We start from the raw sequence: 14,431 nt of genomic DNA on the forward strand, positions 1-14,431 counted from the left end.
TGGAGGAGATCATTATGAAAAACTTGCAGACAACTTACGGGACACGTTCTAAGAAGGAATGCCGCGAATGTGGAGCAGAAATCCAGGAACAGCGCGAGTCGATCGTCTACGAATGCGAACGCTGCATGGGACATGGTGAAGAATAGAATTTGTTTGGAGAGGCGGTCCGCTGTTTGCGGATCGCCTTTTTATGTGGTGCGGAAGTGTGTGCGGATAGTATTTTTCGGCTGAGGATAGTATTTTGATTTTGCGGATAGTATTTCGGCTGATCCGGATAGTATTTGAGTGATTCAGGATAGTATATCCATATTAATGGAAATCGGCTGACAATCTGGTTTCCAGCATTATGCAAATTAATTCCAGATAATGAAATAGAAAGTATTTAAGCCATATTGGAAAGTATCGCCAAATACTGGAATTTCAATTTTACTATGGCTAACAATTTCATTTATTTTCAATCAATATTAATAATATTCAAGGGAATTCACCTGCTGTATTCTCTGTCTAAAATGCAATGGACAGTATTCGACTTGTAACGGACAGTATTTCATCCCCTATGGTCAGTATATCCATTAAAATGGAAATCCCCGTTATCACAATAATAAAAAACGGCCGCAGAATCCCATCTCTGCGGCCGTCCTCACCTTCATCCACCCATCACATCTCCAAAATGCTTCACCGTCTTCATTTCACCGCCAATAACACGTGTATCCCAAGTCATTTCCGTGAAAATTTCAGCAAGCGGTACATAAATGCCACCATGCTTCTCCGCCCATTCCAGCGCAACTGTATTTTCAAACAGCCACGCCATTTTCTGCATCAAGCCCTTTGCCTCGAACGTCTGCAAATCGGCGTCAAAACCGGCAAAAGCAGTTAATTCATCTTGAGATTCTACAAGCTTGCCGCGCACTACGTCCACTTCAGACGCGGGAGACAATTTGCCAAGGCGTCCTTCGATATGACGCACAAACACTTTATGTGCATCGAATTTATTGACGAGACGGATCAGTTCGAGGCCGAGGATATTTGCCGTCCCTTCCCAAACGGTCAGTACCTGGGCATCCCGCAGCAAACGCGGCGTCACGAAATCTTCGATATAACCATTGCCCCCGTGCATCTCGATCGCTTCATGCGAAAAATGGATTGCCTGTTCTGCCGATTCCTTTTTCAAAATCGCAATCAGCAGCCTGTTCAATATCTGTTCTTCAGCTGAAGCTTCACCTGCAGTCACCCGATCGTAAAGTCCGATCAGATCAAAAATCGCCGCAGTCTCAAATTCCTGTTTGGCACGCAGCTTCATCATACTGTCCTGCACCATCGGAAATTCCGTCAGCTTCCTGCCGAATGCGTTGCGGCGGTCCGCATATTCCGCGGCTTCGTCAAGCGCGCGTTTCATGATACCGATCGATGCCACAGCGTTGCAGATCCGCGACAGGTTCAACGCTTCCATCATATACTTCAGGCCCTGTGACGAATCTCCGACCACATAGGCTTCCGCCCCATCAAATTCAACTTCTCCCGACGGCACAGCACGGACGCCGAGCTTGTCTTTCAGCCGGCGGATTTTGATGCCGTTCAATTCTCCTTCAATACGCCAAGGAACCGCGAATAAAGTCAGTCCTCTAGAGCCTTCAGCAGCACCCTCTATTCTGGCAAGCACCATCGCCACACCGGCCATGCCGGCGTTCGAGGCGAAATACTTCTCACCGTAGAGGCGATATCCCGCAGCCGTTTCAACCGCCTTCACTTCATTTGCCCCGACATCCGAGCCGCCCTGGCGCTCCGTCAAAAATGTCGCGCCTTCAAATAATTCCATATCTCCTGTTGCGCAGACATGCGGCAGAAAACGCGCCTTCACATCGTCGTCCGCAAAATGGTCCAGCAAATACGCTGTCGCCATCGTCAACGTCACCGGGCAATAAAATCCCGGCTCCGATTGCGACAGCAAATAGCCTTGTGCGAAACTGTAAATGTAATTCCCTTTGCGTCCGAGTTCAGGGATTTCTTTATGCACGTAGCCGACAATGCCTGTCGCATATGTTTCCTCCACCGTTTTCTTATAGCCTTCATTGACCCACACATGCGAGATATCCTCACCCAACCGGTCGTATTTCTCCAGCTTGGGTGCGCCTTCGCGGTCGGTATGGCGTGCGCGTTCATCGATTTCATTGGCGGCGAGTCTGCCAAATGAAGATAACTCCCGATCTGCGTATGCCTGGAAATCTGCCGGCAGGGAATCTGCCAGAATCTTTTTCAGCGTGTCATCCTTATTATAGAAATTGCGTTCACCCGCAGGTGCCTGCCCTTTCAAAACCACCATTTCAAACACCTCTTTCCCGCAGCGGCTGTTTCAGTATTTTGCCGGATGCGTTACGCGGCAATGCCTCCACTTGTTCAATCAGCCTTGGCACTTTAAAACTCGCCAATTGTTCCGAGACATATGTTTTTATTTCCGCGGCAGTCAGTTCCCGGGAAGCAGCAAAGTAAGCTTTGACTGTCTCGCCCCATTCCGCATGGGGTACGCCGATGACAGCTGTTTCATGGATTTCAGGATGGCTGAGCAGCACCTCTTCAATTTCTTTCGGATAAATATTCACTCCGCCGGAAATGATCAGATCCTTCTTGCGGTCGATAATCCAAATAAAACCGTCTTCGTCGAATTTAGCCAAGTCACCGGTTTTCAACCAATCGCCTGTAAATACCGCTTTTGTTGCTTCATCGTTCTTGTAATAGCCAAGCATATTCCCTTCGCCGCGAAGCAGGATTTCTCCGACCTCACCGCTTTCCACGTCTTCGCCAGCGTCATTCACAATCCGGATTTCCGTATGAAGGGCTGCCCGCTTTCCTATGCTACCTGCTTTTTCGGAGTGTTCCGGACCCGTCATCAATGTTCCGCTCGGGCCCGCTTCCGTCAACCCGTAAACACAGACAAGGTTATCCGTGCGGAATGCCTGTTGCACAAACTTCACTTCTCCAGCGGATAATGGTGCGCTTCCGTAAATCCACCATTTCATCGAAGATAAATCACGATCTGCGATTTCAGGATGTTTGGCTGTCATCAAATAGGCAACCGGTGCGCCAAAGAAATGAGTCGTCCGTTCCTTTTCAACTGTGTCCAGCAATAAATCCGGCGTGAACGTCGGCACCAGCACATGTTTCGCACCAACGATCATTCCGGCAGCCAGGAAGAGGTGCAGTGGCGCTGAATGGCTGAGCGGCATCATATGCAGCAAGCGGCTTTCAGGTTTCATTTCCATTTCGACGCAAATCATCTGGGCCACCGTCAATACATTGCGGTGGCTGAATAAAACCCCTTTCGGCTGACCAGTGGTACCGGAAGTATAAAGAATTGTCGACGGCTCATCTTCTTTGGCATCAGAAAATATTTTTTCAGAAGAACCATTTACTGCAAATTCACCGAAACTTTCCCAGCCTTCAGTCGTTTCACCCGTTTTAATCAGTAACAGCCCATCTGGTTTAATGCCTTTAACAGCTTCAAACAATAGCTCATGCGCAACCAAAGCTTTGGCATCTGAATGGTCAAGGATATATTCGACTTCTTTTTGGGAGAGCTTGGCATTGATCGGTACAATTACTGCCTTCAATCGCTGTACCGCAAAATAGACCAATACGAATTCAGGCACATTCGGCATGAACAGAACCACTTTATCCCCTTCTGTGATTCCTTTTTTGCGCAAAGCGTGCGCCACATTATTCGCCATTTGGTCCATTTCCTCAAAAGTCAGGCGTTGCCCCATGCCAACTAATGCTTCCGTCTGTGGAAATTTCCTGGCGTTTCTCTCCAATAAACCTGAAATATTCATTTTCCCATCCCCTTCAAATTTTCTAACTTCATGGAAAATTCATCAAGTAAAAATTCCATCTCTATTTTCATTGTTTCCAATTCTTCAATCCGCTCTTCCATGATTCCAATCTGTTTCCTGCCATATTCGATCGTCCGTTCCAATTGCTTTTTCCCCGAACGGTCCACATCGAACAGCAGCACCATCTCTTTGATTTCATCCAGTGTAAAACCGTATTTCTTGCCTCTGTCGATCAGCTTCAGTTTCGCGATTTCGGCATTGGAATACACCCTCTGCCCATTTTCTAAACGCTCCGGCTTCAGCATACCCAGTTCCTCATAATAACGGATTGTGCGTGTGGTCATACCGAATTCATCCGCTGCTTCCCGAATCGTTTTCATCTCCCGCCTCCCTGTCAGACTTTTTTGATAGTTTAAGTTTACCATTGACGTTAACGTAAAGCGCAAGCGCTTATTTGAATTTATATATGAAGAAAAAAGATGCCTGGAGACGGATTTTATTCCAGCCACAAAAATAGCCGGACACCAAATGTCCGGCCTTCAATCCTAATCTTGTACGGATGATTTTATCCGATAAGTAGTATCGTCTTCGAGCTTATTGAAAATTTCGATATAGCGGGTGCCTTTATCGGAGTCCTCAGCCGGCGCTTCTTCGCCGAGCACTTCTTTCAATGGTTCTTCCGGTGGTTCGATGACACGTGAATCGTAATCATCCATCAATCCCTGGAGCTCTGAATAACTATCAATGCCTTTGTCTGTGCTCAATTTTTCAAATAAGCGTTCCGATTCCTCGCTGGTCAATTCCACATATCCTACAGTGATGCGCTGTTTCTGCATATTTTTTCCTCCTATCTCTATAATACTGATTTCTTTTCCTATACCCTGGCCGGGAAAATAGATAAACATCTTCCGATTACTGGAAGAAAACGGCTGTTTCCGTTATGATGAAGAAAATAAGATCAATGAAACCGGAGTGATGACTGTGCGAGTGGCAATATTCGATTTTGACGGAACACTATACTCGAAAGAAACTTTTCAATTGATGATGGCTCATCTAAAAAACCATCCGGAGCACAGTTTGCGTTATCGCAAGTTTTACCGCGCAATCATGCCTCCGTATCTAGGCCATAAATTAAAAATTTATCCGGAAGCAAAAATGCGTGCACGTTCGGTGCAGGCATATCTCATGGCACTCGAGACTTTCAGCCGAACGGAACTTGAAGAGTTTTTCGGCGAAATTGCAGACAAGATGCACGATGATATGAACAGCCGGGTTGTCGAAAGGCTGCGCCAGCATGTTACCGATAACGATTACGTCATGCTGGTATCAGGAGCGTTCATGCCCTTGCTTCATGCAGTAACCAGTAAATTGCCGATTGAAAAGATCATCGGAACAGAAATTCATTATAAAGATGATATCCTCGATCACCTGACACCCGTTACACACATACAGGGTTCTTTAAAAACAGAAAAAATTTACGAAGCGCTGGACGGACAGGAAATTGACTGGTCCAATAGTTTTGCATATGGGGACAGTTTTTCTGACCTTGCAGTGCTCGAACTAGTCGGCAATCCGGTTGCTGTCCAACCGGAACCTCGCCTCCGCACAGTAGCGGAACAGCGGAAATGGGAAATTATTTAATTGAAAAAAACAGAGGGTCTTCAGGCAACTTGCCTTGAAGACCCTCTGTTTTTTTCATTCAGTTTCCAAAATTCTGTTCTTCATCGATTTTTCGATTTCTGTTCAGCCCAAAAACAACCAATCCTATCATAAAAATACTTATGAGTGAAAGGACTGTGCCATATGCCATTTGCCCCCCACTGAAATTCTGATAAGCATAAAGCGCCATAGTAAGTGAACTTATTATTAATGATGCATGAATCAACGGATGAATTTTAACTTTCTCCATCAGCAGCCTCCTTTACACCTTGCATTCGATGATTGGCTAAATCACAGTTTCTGCTTTTAACGCCTTTGATTCTTCTGTCGCCAATACCTCCATGCAGATACGCACACCTTTCACCAAATCACGGTGTGGCCAACTCGGAAGATTGCCGTGTTCAATTGCGAGTTCGTGTGAAGCCGGCATGTGGATAAAGCCAGAGAGAATGTCTTTACTATGTATTTTTGCGTAATGGAGCGCTTCGTACATAACATTATTGCATAAATATGCGCCGGCTGTATTCGATATATCTGCCGGCAATCCCTCTTCCATCAGCCGCTTCACCATTTTGCGAACGGGCAAAGTCGTCAGGTACGCCGCTTCACCTTCCGATTGAACCGGTTCATCCACAGGCTTGTGCCCTTCATTATCAACGGGGCCATCTTTAAAATTGATGGCAATCCGCTCCGGTGTCATTTTGAAACGGCCTGCTGCCAATCCGAGTGAAATCACCGCGTCGGGTTGGATCTCTTCGATCAAATCGATGATCATGCTGCCAGCCCTCGCAAAATCAACAGGCAGTATTCTTCCTATAACCTGATACTCCCCTATAGAAGTATTGTCCAACTCTTCCACTACTTTCATTGTAGGATTCAACGTGTAATCCAGAAACGGTTCAAAGCCCGTCAACAGCAATTTTTTCATTGCGCAACCTCCTATCATACTTTAATGATACAACATCAGAATGAAAATTGCAGAATAATTCAAATACATAAATATTCATCAATTAGTATGTTTACTCTTTACAATGCATATTTAATGAATTAATATACAATACAACGAATAAAAATACTAACTTTTGGAGGAATCATTTATGAAAAAGCATTCATTGTTCATCGGATTATTGGCATCTGCAGCATTAGTACTCGGGGCTTGCGGCGATGGCACAGCAGCCGACTCGACAGAAAAGAAAGTATTGGAAATGGGTACCTCCGCAGAATTTGCACCTTTTGAATCCCGGAACCCAGCAGGCGAAATCGTCGGCTTCGATATCGACCTCGCCAATTACATAGCGGATGAACTTGGTTATGAACTTGAGATTACAGACATGAAATTCGACGGTCTGATAGGTGCGCTGCAAAGTGACCGTGTCGACATGGTCATCGCTGGAATGTCCGCAACCGATTCACGCCGTGAAAATGTCGATTTCTCCACTGAGTATAATCATTCAGGCGAAATGTTCGTGACAGCTGAAGGCTCAGACGTAAAATCGCTGGAAGATTTGGAAGGATTGACAGTTGGCGTTCAGCTCGGCACCATCCAGGAAGAAGGCGCGAACAAGATTATTGAAGAAGAAGATGTCAATTTCGAATTGAAATCATTGGATGATTCCGGTGCATTGATCCAGGAAATCCTCTCCGGCCGCATCGAAGTCGCCTATATGGATAAAGAAGTTGCGCTCGGCTACCTGGCTCAGCAGGACCTTGAAGCATTTGACGATCCGACGACAAGTTCACCCGGTATGGCTGTAGCCTTCCCTAAAGGCAGCGATCTTGTTGATGAGGTCAACGAAGCCCTGGCAAAAGCGGAAGAAAGCGGTTTTCTGAAAGAACTCCAGAATAAATGGCTGAGTGAAGAAAAATAAAGCTATATAAGTTGAACTTAAGAATTATCATTTAAAACCGCTTCGGCGCTTTGGACAGGACAAAGATTATGCTCCTGCGCACTGCTCGTCGCAAAGGTGCGCCATCTACGTTTGGCGACCTTAGCTCCCGCAATAAGCCGAGAAGACCACTCGTCTTATTGCTCCGTCGGCATTCGCCTGCTCCTGAGCCGCGCCGGCGCTTAAAAAGTGACTTTGAGGGAGAGAGTATATGAGATATGGAGCAAAACAGCGAAGACGCCCAGGGGAGCAGGCGAATGCCGACGAAGTGCGAGATCCACTCGGGCGAAGTGAAACGAGACCGAGTTAGCTCAGCGCGAGCCAAGAGTTGGCCGAAGGGAGTTCGGCCGAGTCTTTGCGACGAAGCTAGCGCAGCGATGCAGGAGCACGGGTTTTGGCAAGCGAAGCTGTTTTGCGGAATATCGGCTACTATAGATTATTAATTCAACTTATATAGCTGAATCAGGGGAAACTTTTCTCCTGATTTTCCTTTATCAAAATCTGTAATCGGAAAAGAGTTGACCTTAATGAACCTCGATTTTTCTCAAATAGTACCCTACATACCATTCATGCTGAAAGGGATATGGACCACGATCCAGTTCGTTTTTGTCGCCATCATCCTGGGTTCGATTCTCGGAACGGTGCTGGCGCTATTCAAAATTGGCAAGGCAAAGTCGCTGCGCTGGTTCGCTGACGCTTATACCTCCATCTTCCGCGGCACACCGCTGATCCTCCAGCTGATGATCATTTATTATTCGATTCCGCAGCTGACCGGCTATGACATCAATCCATTTCTGTCAGCAGTTCTTGCGTTCGGCTTGAACTCGTCGGCTTATATTTCTGAAATCATCCGCGCCGGCATCCAGGCGGTCGACAAAGGCCAGATGGAAGCGGCACAAGCACTCGGCATTCCCTACCGCACGATGATGAAAGACATCATCCTGCCACAGGCGCTGAAAAATATATTGCCTGCCCTGATGAATGAATTTATCACGCTGACAAAAGAATCGGCTATCGTGTCGACCATCGGCTATCTCGATCTGATGCGCCGCGCGCAAGTTGTCGGTTCAGACCTGTTCCGTAATTTCGAACCGCTGTTATTCGTCGGATTCATCTATTGGTGCATGGTCATGGTCCTTACAGTGCTAGGCAAAATGTTTGAACGGAGGCTGAAGTTAAGTGATTAAAGTACAGAATCTATTTAAAAAATTCGGCTCGAACCTGGTGCTGAATGATATTACAACGACAATCAATCAGGGGGAAGTCGTCTCAATCATCGGTCCCTCGGGATCTGGCAAGTCAACGTTCCTTCGCTGTCTGAATTTTTTGGAACAGCCAAGCTCCGGCACGATCCGGATCAATAATATCGATTTGACAGCGAAAGGAGCGAACATAGATAAGAGCCGCCAGCAGATCGGCATGGTGTTCCAGCATTTTCATCTGTTCCCCCATTTGACGGTGCTGGAAAACCTGACATATGCACCGATTAAAGTGAAAGGCCTGAAACGGACGGATGCAAATGAACAGGCGAAATTGTTGCTGGCTAAAGTTGGTTTGTCTGATAAAGCGGCCGCATATCCCTCCAGTTTATCGGGAGGCCAGAAACAGCGTGTTGCCATTGCCCGCGCACTTGCAATGGAACCCCAACTGCTGCTGTTCGATGAACCCACTTCTGCCCTCGATCCCGAAATGGTCAAAGAAGTGCTCGATGTCATGAAAGATTTGGCGAAATCAGGCATGACAATGGTCGTCGTAACCCACGAAATGGGATTTGCCCGCGAAGTGGCAGACCGCGTCATTTTCCTTGATCACGGCAGTCTCATTGAAGAAGGGACACCTGCCACATTTTTTGCCAATCCAAAAACGGAACGGGCGCGGGGCTTCCTTGAGAAAGTATTGTGATTTTCGAAATCCCTATAAAATTCAACCCAGTGGATATTTACCTTCCACTGGGTTTTTAATTGTCCAAACGTTCATCCCTTGCTCATAAATGTAGACCCCACAGTGCTCATTGCCATGATATAATTGCGGCATTGCATTTTAATGAAATACGAGGTGGAAATTTTGTTCAGAAAATTGATGATCCTATTTTTCGTTGTGTTTTTTATGGCTCTGATCATTTTCACAGCTGTGATGTTCCTGACGAATGAAGAAACGGTCTATGATGAAGATGGCGTCATTATTGCCATCAAGAAACCGACGTTTGTCACATTTGGCGAACCGGAAATTACGGAAGATACTACGGACAGGACAGCCGTACGCAATATGACCTTTGTCGGTTTGGATATCGGCACTTACACGATGACTGAACGCACTTTGGAAAATGGCGTGACCATCCTTTTTGATGAACTTCATAATTCCGGATGGCTGCCAGTTGCAATCACATTGATCCACCAAGAACTTGAAGATGCCGAGATTAAATCCTGGAATCCGCGTCCTGTTTCAAGCGAAGCGGATGACGTTTTCGGAGAAGATCCGACCAGCAATCCATTTGGTACTATTTCAGCTGGCGGCAAGCATTATCTGCAAGGCAATTTATATGTGTCCCGCATCATTCCCCAGGGCAATGACGGACAGGCTTATGAACTGCGGACGGAAAACCCGAATTTCACCATTGAAGAAGGTATGCTGGAAAAAAGTTTCTGGCTCCTGCCAAAACATTTTTTGCACACTTGGCTGATGATTGCGGACGAACCGTTTTTTGAAAATGAAGAAACAGAAGATGAATGGATCGATTTTTCTCTCGGTAACCGTTACCAGCAGTTGAACTGGCTGACACCGGATGGTCCGCTCGTCAAACTGCCGATTACCGATGACCCGCGTACGCAGCTGGCATACGATTATATCGACGAACGGACAGCAGACCCCGCTTCACAGGAATGGAATGAAACCTCGCCTTCCCTCTATTTCGAAACAATGCTGCTGAATGCGGAAGCTTCACAAGAATAATAAAAAGAAAAACCGGAAACCGATATTCCGCAAAACAGCTTGCTTGCCTGGGGGCTTGCGCTGAGCTAACTCGGTCTCGTTTCACTTCGCCCGAGTGGATCTCAGCACTTCGCTTGGTCCCCTGGGCGTCTGCGCTGTTTTGCTCCATATCTCAGTTTGCTTTCTATAAGGGAATACACGTTTAAATTTGTTGCAAGTGAGAAAGTGAATATATCCATTCTGTACAGAACCGAAATGAATGACAAGCGGTATAATCGGTGAAGTCATCGATTTCTCTACAGCCTGAAAAGCCCTTCTGAACTTAATCAGAAGGGCTTTAGCTTGTTTTCAGCCAGTCATAAATATAGCTGCCGATCTCAGCGATCAGTTCCTGGCCACTGTGGTTGTCTGGAGAATCATTTATAACTACGGCTGCATAGACTTTATTGCCGCGGTATTCGAAAACCCCCGCGTCATTCACCACTCCCGGCAGGTTGCCGGATTTGGAGGCGATGGATACTTCTTCCATTTCGTCGATGCGGCCATGTAAATTGGCCAGTATTTGTTGTTTTTTCAAAATATGAAATACGCGTCTGCGGCTGTCTTCCGATAACAAGCCGTCTGAATCCGCCGCTTTCAGCATGGTGACGAGATCTGCAGCAGACGTAAAATTATCCAGTCCTTGGCGTGCTGCCCCAAAGTCCATAAATTCGCGGCCCAGCAAAGTTTGACTGCAATCCAAGTCATGCAGCAGCTTATTGACCCTATCCATTCCGACTGTACGGATTGCGATATTGGATGCTGTATTATCTGAAACTATAATCATCAAGGTCAACAAATCTTCAAATGAAAGTTCATTTACAGAATTCAGATGGAATAGAACACCAGATCCTTCAGTGAAATCTTCCGGTTTCATCTTGATTATAGAATAAGGCTTCAGCAGATTCCGGTCGATTTGCCGGTATGCTTCCAACAGCACAGCCAATTTGATCGTGCTGGCGGATTTCAGTTGCTCATGTCCTTTGAAATCGATTCGGTAATTATTTGTTTCAATCACCGAAGAAGCCTTTCCTGTAAAGCTTTCCAACGCTCCTTTCACTCGAGATTCCAGTATTTTATGAGCTTCCAAACGACCACCTCCACTCCTTGATTATACGATATTTTTCTTTGAACAGAGTAAGACATTTCACTTTAAAAAAACTGAAAAATCAGTATACTTTGAGTAAAGGGACACTCTTCTTCCGCTGGTGCTGCATTCTGACTCAGAAGGAGGCTGATAAATATGGAACGCAAATTTTCGGATTTGAGGGAAATAGAACGTCAAATGGATGAGGATTATGAAGCTGCGTTGAATATGATCGGTGAAGGGGCCCCTGAATATGCACCGTTCAATGAAGAAGATGACGCCCCTGCTGAAGTGAAACGCGGAGTGGACAAAGCGAAGGATCTTCACTGACCAATGCGAAGTCCTGCCGCATAGTCCCCAAAATTCATTCGGCATAAAATTCCCAATAGAAAACCCCGCTTTTTTTCAGCGGGGTTTTTTCATATTATTCCATCATATCCGCTACGATTTCATAAGAACGCAATCGGTCTTCGTGATGGAAAATTTGGGAGTTGACGATGATTTCGTCCGCTCTTGTTTTATTGATGAAAGCCGCCAGTTTTTCACGGACAAGATCCGGTGTTCCGACGATTGTTGATTCGGAAGCCATTTTTTCACGGTAAATCTGTATTTCACGCGGTGACCATACTTCTTCAATCTTATCAATCGGTGCACGGAAAGTTGTCGGTTCGCCGCGCATTAAACTGAACATTTGCTGTTGCTGGGAAGTGGCGAGCCATTCCGCGCGTTCCTGCGTGTCAGCGGCAATGATATTGACACCCAGCATTACGTAAGGCTTTTCGAGTGCTTTCGATGGCTTGAAGTTTTGGTGATACAATTGCAGAGCCTGCATCATATAATCGGGTGCAAAATGGCTTGCGAATGAAAACGGCAAACCTTTTTGCGCTGCGAGTTGAGCACTGAAACCGCTTGAACCAAGCAGCCAAATTGGAATTTTCAAGTCAGTTCCCGGATAGGCTTTCACACGGCCCGCCGGATTCGGTGAAAAATAATTCTCCAATTCCGCTACAAGTTGAGGAAATTCATCTCCTGTAGTGCCGAGTGTCCGGCGCAATGCGTAGGAAGTTCCCTGATCGCTTCCAGGTGCACGGCCAAGGCCGAGATCGATGCGTCCCGGGTAAATCGTTTCCAAAGTCCCAAATTGCTCCGCAATGACAAGCGGCGCATGATTCGGTAACATCACCCCGCCCGAGCCGACACGGATTGATGCAGTGTGGCCCGCAATATGGCCGATCAGCACGGAAGTTGCCGAGCTTCCGATTCCGGGCATATTATGATGTTCCGCAAGCCAGAAACGGTTGAAACCTAATTTCTCAACATGCTGTGCAAGGTTCACACTGTTTTTGTAGGCTTGCGCTGTTTCATCGCCTTCGTTAATCGGTGCAAGATCCAGCACAGACAGTGGTATATGGTTGAATTTCTTTATTGGCATAATAGATTTCACTCCTTCTCACGATAATTGTAGCGAATTTACCCAAATCAGGCATCTTTCCAGCTCAGAGAGATTATTAACTTGTTAAAAAAAGTTTTAGTAAAAAAATAAAAGCCCGAGCAAATGCCCAGACTTATAAAGCTGTATTGAATTTCAAGGGCACATCAATTCACCAGACGCCGTTCTGACAACACTTTGGCCAAGGAAGCTTCAAAATGCATATCAATGGTTGATCGAATTGCATGCAATTCCTTTGCGTGATGGGGATTAATGCCTGTAATGATATTTCCGATTCCCATCACTTTGAAAGTTTGGAAGAGCGAACTGAGATACTCCATTCCTTCGGGACTGATTTTGTCCATTGCGGTTAAGTCCAGAATCACCGTCTCGGCGTTTTTTTCATAGACATCTTTTAAAATATGGTCCCGGATCGCTTCAATCTTTGCAGAATCCAGATCACCGAATAGTGGTATCAGTAAATTGCCTTCTCCAAGCTCAATCGTTGGTGCGGATAACTCATTCACCCGCTGCAGCAATTTATCCGTCTGTTCTTTTTCCTGCAGCAGATCGTAATTCGTCTCTTGCAACCGGCTGCGCAGATTGGAAAGCTGGTCAGCAATTTTCGATACCCGGTCATCTTTCGGCACAACAATGACATTCAAAATAAATTCACTGTCACGTTTGCAAAAAAGATCACAGAGTTTCAGATTACCTTCACTGAATTTAAAATCCAGTTCAACCGGTCCCGAAATGTTGGAAGACTGGAGAAAATTGCGGGCTTTCGCTATGCTTCCTTCGTCAAGTAGTTCCAAAAAATTGTTTGTTTTACCGAACATGGAATCGGCCGCTTCCGAAGATTCAACAATTTCCAGCTTATTATTCAATTGGTAAGCCGGCAGCGGCCAGCTGTCAAATGGAGATGTCGAAGTCATTGTCCGCTTCCTTTCCGGTTTGCAGCCAGTTTTTTAATTGCGGCAAATCCTTAACGACCAAAGTCCCCTCGGTACGGAGTTTCGTAATGTCTGCGGCCGCAACTGCTCTTCCCCCGATAATGACAGTCGGTTGGAAGTCGAGTTTCCGAAACGCCTCCGAATAGCGTTTGAGAGCAGGCAACCGGTAAGCAAGCGCCGCTGACATGGCAATCACGTCTGGTTTCCAGCGCCGCGCAGATTCGAGTGCAGGATCCAGCGGAAGATCCGGACCCATATATTTCACCTGCCAGCCATGGTCCTTGAATAAGGACGATACCATCTTCAGTCCGATGTAATGATCTTCTCCTTCCGGTCCGAGTACCATGACCTTTCGTTCTTGGCCTTTTTTCGGCTTGCGCTTCAATTCAGCAGCGGATACAACAAAATCACAGATTGCCGTAGCCAAATGCTCATCTGCCACTGAAATGATATTTTCCTGCCACCAATCACCGATCAGATACATCGCTGGCGTCACCAGATCATGGTACAGCTCGTCATGCGAATGATTCTCCAAATACCCGAGAACAATTTCCATAGCTTTTTCGTCATCACCGGCCAAAAACATTTCTGCCAGTTCCCTTGGTTGTAAAGTCATGCCATCCTCC

At 46.2% G+C, this 14,431-nt stretch carries 18 protein-coding genes; 7 read left to right on the forward strand and 11 right to left on the reverse strand.

The annotated features are described in order from the left end of the window. Positions 1-14: 14 nt before the first annotated feature. On the forward strand, positions 15-146 hold the full coding sequence (gene yhfH, locus ACFQ1X_RS07375) for a protein YhfH (protein WP_144837936.1): 132 nt from the start codon (positions 15-17) through the stop codon (positions 144-146). Between the two features lie 358 nt (positions 147-504). On the opposite strand, the gene ACFQ1X_RS07380 is transcribed toward yhfH, so the two are convergent. From ACFQ1X_RS07380 to ACFQ1X_RS07400, 5 genes are all read right to left on the reverse strand, one after another. After that, positions 505-654 (reverse strand): hypothetical protein, encoded by a 150-nt coding sequence (locus tag ACFQ1X_RS07380; protein ID WP_379081933.1) that lies wholly within the window; start codon positions 652-654, stop codon positions 505-507. After that, complete coding sequence (locus ACFQ1X_RS07385) at positions 647-2,320, reverse strand: acyl-CoA dehydrogenase family protein (protein WP_144837938.1); 1,674 nt, start codon at positions 2,318-2,320, stop codon at positions 647-649. The genes ACFQ1X_RS07380 and ACFQ1X_RS07385 overlap by 8 nt, the downstream gene beginning before the upstream one ends. Before the next feature lies 1 nt (position 2,321). Continuing rightward, positions 2,322-3,824: a class I adenylate-forming enzyme family protein gene (locus tag ACFQ1X_RS07390; protein ID WP_144837940.1), complete on the reverse strand. Its 1,503-nt coding sequence runs from the start codon at positions 3,822-3,824 to the stop codon at positions 2,322-2,324. Then, positions 3,821-4,204 carry a MerR family transcriptional regulator gene (locus ACFQ1X_RS07395; protein WP_144837942.1) on the reverse strand — a complete coding sequence of 128 codons (384 nt, stop codon included), beginning with the start codon at positions 4,202-4,204 and terminating at the stop codon, positions 3,821-3,823. Before ACFQ1X_RS07395 ends, ACFQ1X_RS07390 begins: the two co-directional genes overlap by 4 nt. A gap of 165 nt (positions 4,205-4,369) precedes the next feature. After that, positions 4,370-4,660: a hypothetical protein gene (locus ACFQ1X_RS07400; RefSeq protein ID WP_144837944.1), complete on the reverse strand. Its 291-nt coding sequence runs from the start codon at positions 4,658-4,660 to the stop codon at positions 4,370-4,372. Between the two features lie 139 nt (positions 4,661-4,799). Between ACFQ1X_RS07400 and ACFQ1X_RS07405 the strand changes: the two genes are divergently transcribed. After that, positions 4,800-5,465, forward strand: a complete 666-nt coding sequence (locus tag ACFQ1X_RS07405; RefSeq protein ID WP_379081937.1) for an HAD family hydrolase — start codon at positions 4,800-4,802, stop codon at positions 5,463-5,465. Positions 5,466-5,523: 58 nt separating this feature from the next. Here ACFQ1X_RS07405 and ACFQ1X_RS07410 read toward each other — a convergent pair whose 3' ends face one another. Together ACFQ1X_RS07410 and pcp are read right to left on the reverse strand one after the other, a co-directional pair. After that, complete coding sequence (locus tag ACFQ1X_RS07410; protein WP_144837948.1) at positions 5,524-5,733, reverse strand: hypothetical protein; 210 nt, start codon at positions 5,731-5,733, stop codon at positions 5,524-5,526. Positions 5,734-5,769: 36 nt separating this feature from the next. Further along, complete coding sequence (gene pcp / locus ACFQ1X_RS07415; protein WP_144837950.1) at positions 5,770-6,411, reverse strand: pyroglutamyl-peptidase I; 642 nt, start codon at positions 6,409-6,411, stop codon at positions 5,770-5,772. Between the two features lie 169 nt (positions 6,412-6,580). Here pcp and ACFQ1X_RS07420 point away from each other — a divergent pair, with 169 nt between their 5' ends. The 4 genes from ACFQ1X_RS07420 (at position 6,581) to ACFQ1X_RS07435 (ending at position 10,318) form a co-directional block, all read left to right on the forward strand. Then, a complete protein-coding gene (locus tag ACFQ1X_RS07420; protein ID WP_144837952.1) occupies positions 6,581-7,351 on the forward strand; it encodes a transporter substrate-binding domain-containing protein in 771 nt (256 codons plus the stop codon). 545 nt (positions 7,352-7,896) lie between these two features. Then, positions 7,897-8,556: an amino acid ABC transporter permease gene (locus ACFQ1X_RS07425; RefSeq protein ID WP_144837954.1), complete on the forward strand. Its 660-nt coding sequence runs from the start codon at positions 7,897-7,899 to the stop codon at positions 8,554-8,556. Continuing rightward, positions 8,549-9,271, forward strand: a complete 723-nt coding sequence (locus tag ACFQ1X_RS07430) for an amino acid ABC transporter ATP-binding protein (RefSeq protein ID WP_144837956.1) — start codon at positions 8,549-8,551, stop codon at positions 9,269-9,271. Before ACFQ1X_RS07425 ends, ACFQ1X_RS07430 begins: the two co-directional genes overlap by 8 nt. A 153-nt stretch (positions 9,272-9,424) precedes the next feature. Next, positions 9,425-10,318: a hypothetical protein gene (locus ACFQ1X_RS07435; protein WP_379082029.1), complete on the forward strand. Its 894-nt coding sequence runs from the start codon at positions 9,425-9,427 to the stop codon at positions 10,316-10,318. A gap of 316 nt (positions 10,319-10,634) precedes the next feature. Here ACFQ1X_RS07435 and ACFQ1X_RS07440 read toward each other — a convergent pair whose 3' ends face one another. Beyond that, a complete protein-coding gene (locus ACFQ1X_RS07440) occupies positions 10,635-11,426 on the reverse strand; it encodes a serine hydrolase (protein WP_144837958.1) in 792 nt (263 codons plus the stop codon). A 153-nt stretch (positions 11,427-11,579) separates the two neighbouring features. Here ACFQ1X_RS07440 and ACFQ1X_RS07445 point away from each other — a divergent pair, with 153 nt between their 5' ends. Then, positions 11,580-11,753 (forward strand): hypothetical protein, encoded by a 174-nt coding sequence (locus tag ACFQ1X_RS07445; protein ID WP_379081944.1) that lies wholly within the window; start codon positions 11,580-11,582, stop codon positions 11,751-11,753. Positions 11,754-11,847: 94 nt separating this feature from the next. Here ACFQ1X_RS07445 and ACFQ1X_RS07450 read toward each other — a convergent pair whose 3' ends face one another. The 3 genes from ACFQ1X_RS07450 to ACFQ1X_RS07460 all read right to left on the reverse strand — a co-directional run bounded on the left by ACFQ1X_RS07450 (position 11,848) and on the right by ACFQ1X_RS07460 (position 14,421). Beyond that, the gene (locus ACFQ1X_RS07450) at positions 11,848-12,855 is read right to left on the reverse strand and encodes an LLM class flavin-dependent oxidoreductase (RefSeq protein ID WP_144837960.1); all 1,008 of its coding nucleotides are present in this window, start codon (positions 12,853-12,855) and stop codon (positions 11,848-11,850) included. A 164-nt stretch (positions 12,856-13,019) separates the two neighbouring features. Next, positions 13,020-13,787, reverse strand: coding sequence for an STAS domain-containing protein (locus tag ACFQ1X_RS07455; RefSeq protein WP_144837962.1), 768 nt, complete (start codon positions 13,785-13,787; stop codon positions 13,020-13,022). Then, positions 13,765-14,421, reverse strand: coding sequence for a cobalamin B12-binding domain-containing protein (locus ACFQ1X_RS07460; protein ID WP_379081949.1), 657 nt, complete (start codon positions 14,419-14,421; stop codon positions 13,765-13,767). Before ACFQ1X_RS07460 ends, ACFQ1X_RS07455 begins: the two co-directional genes overlap by 23 nt. Positions 14,422-14,431: the final 10 nt, after the last annotated feature.

Source organism: Metaplanococcus flavidus (assembly GCF_042675885.1).
GTDB lineage: Bacteria > Bacillota > Bacilli > Bacillales_A > Planococcaceae > Planococcus > Planococcus flavidus.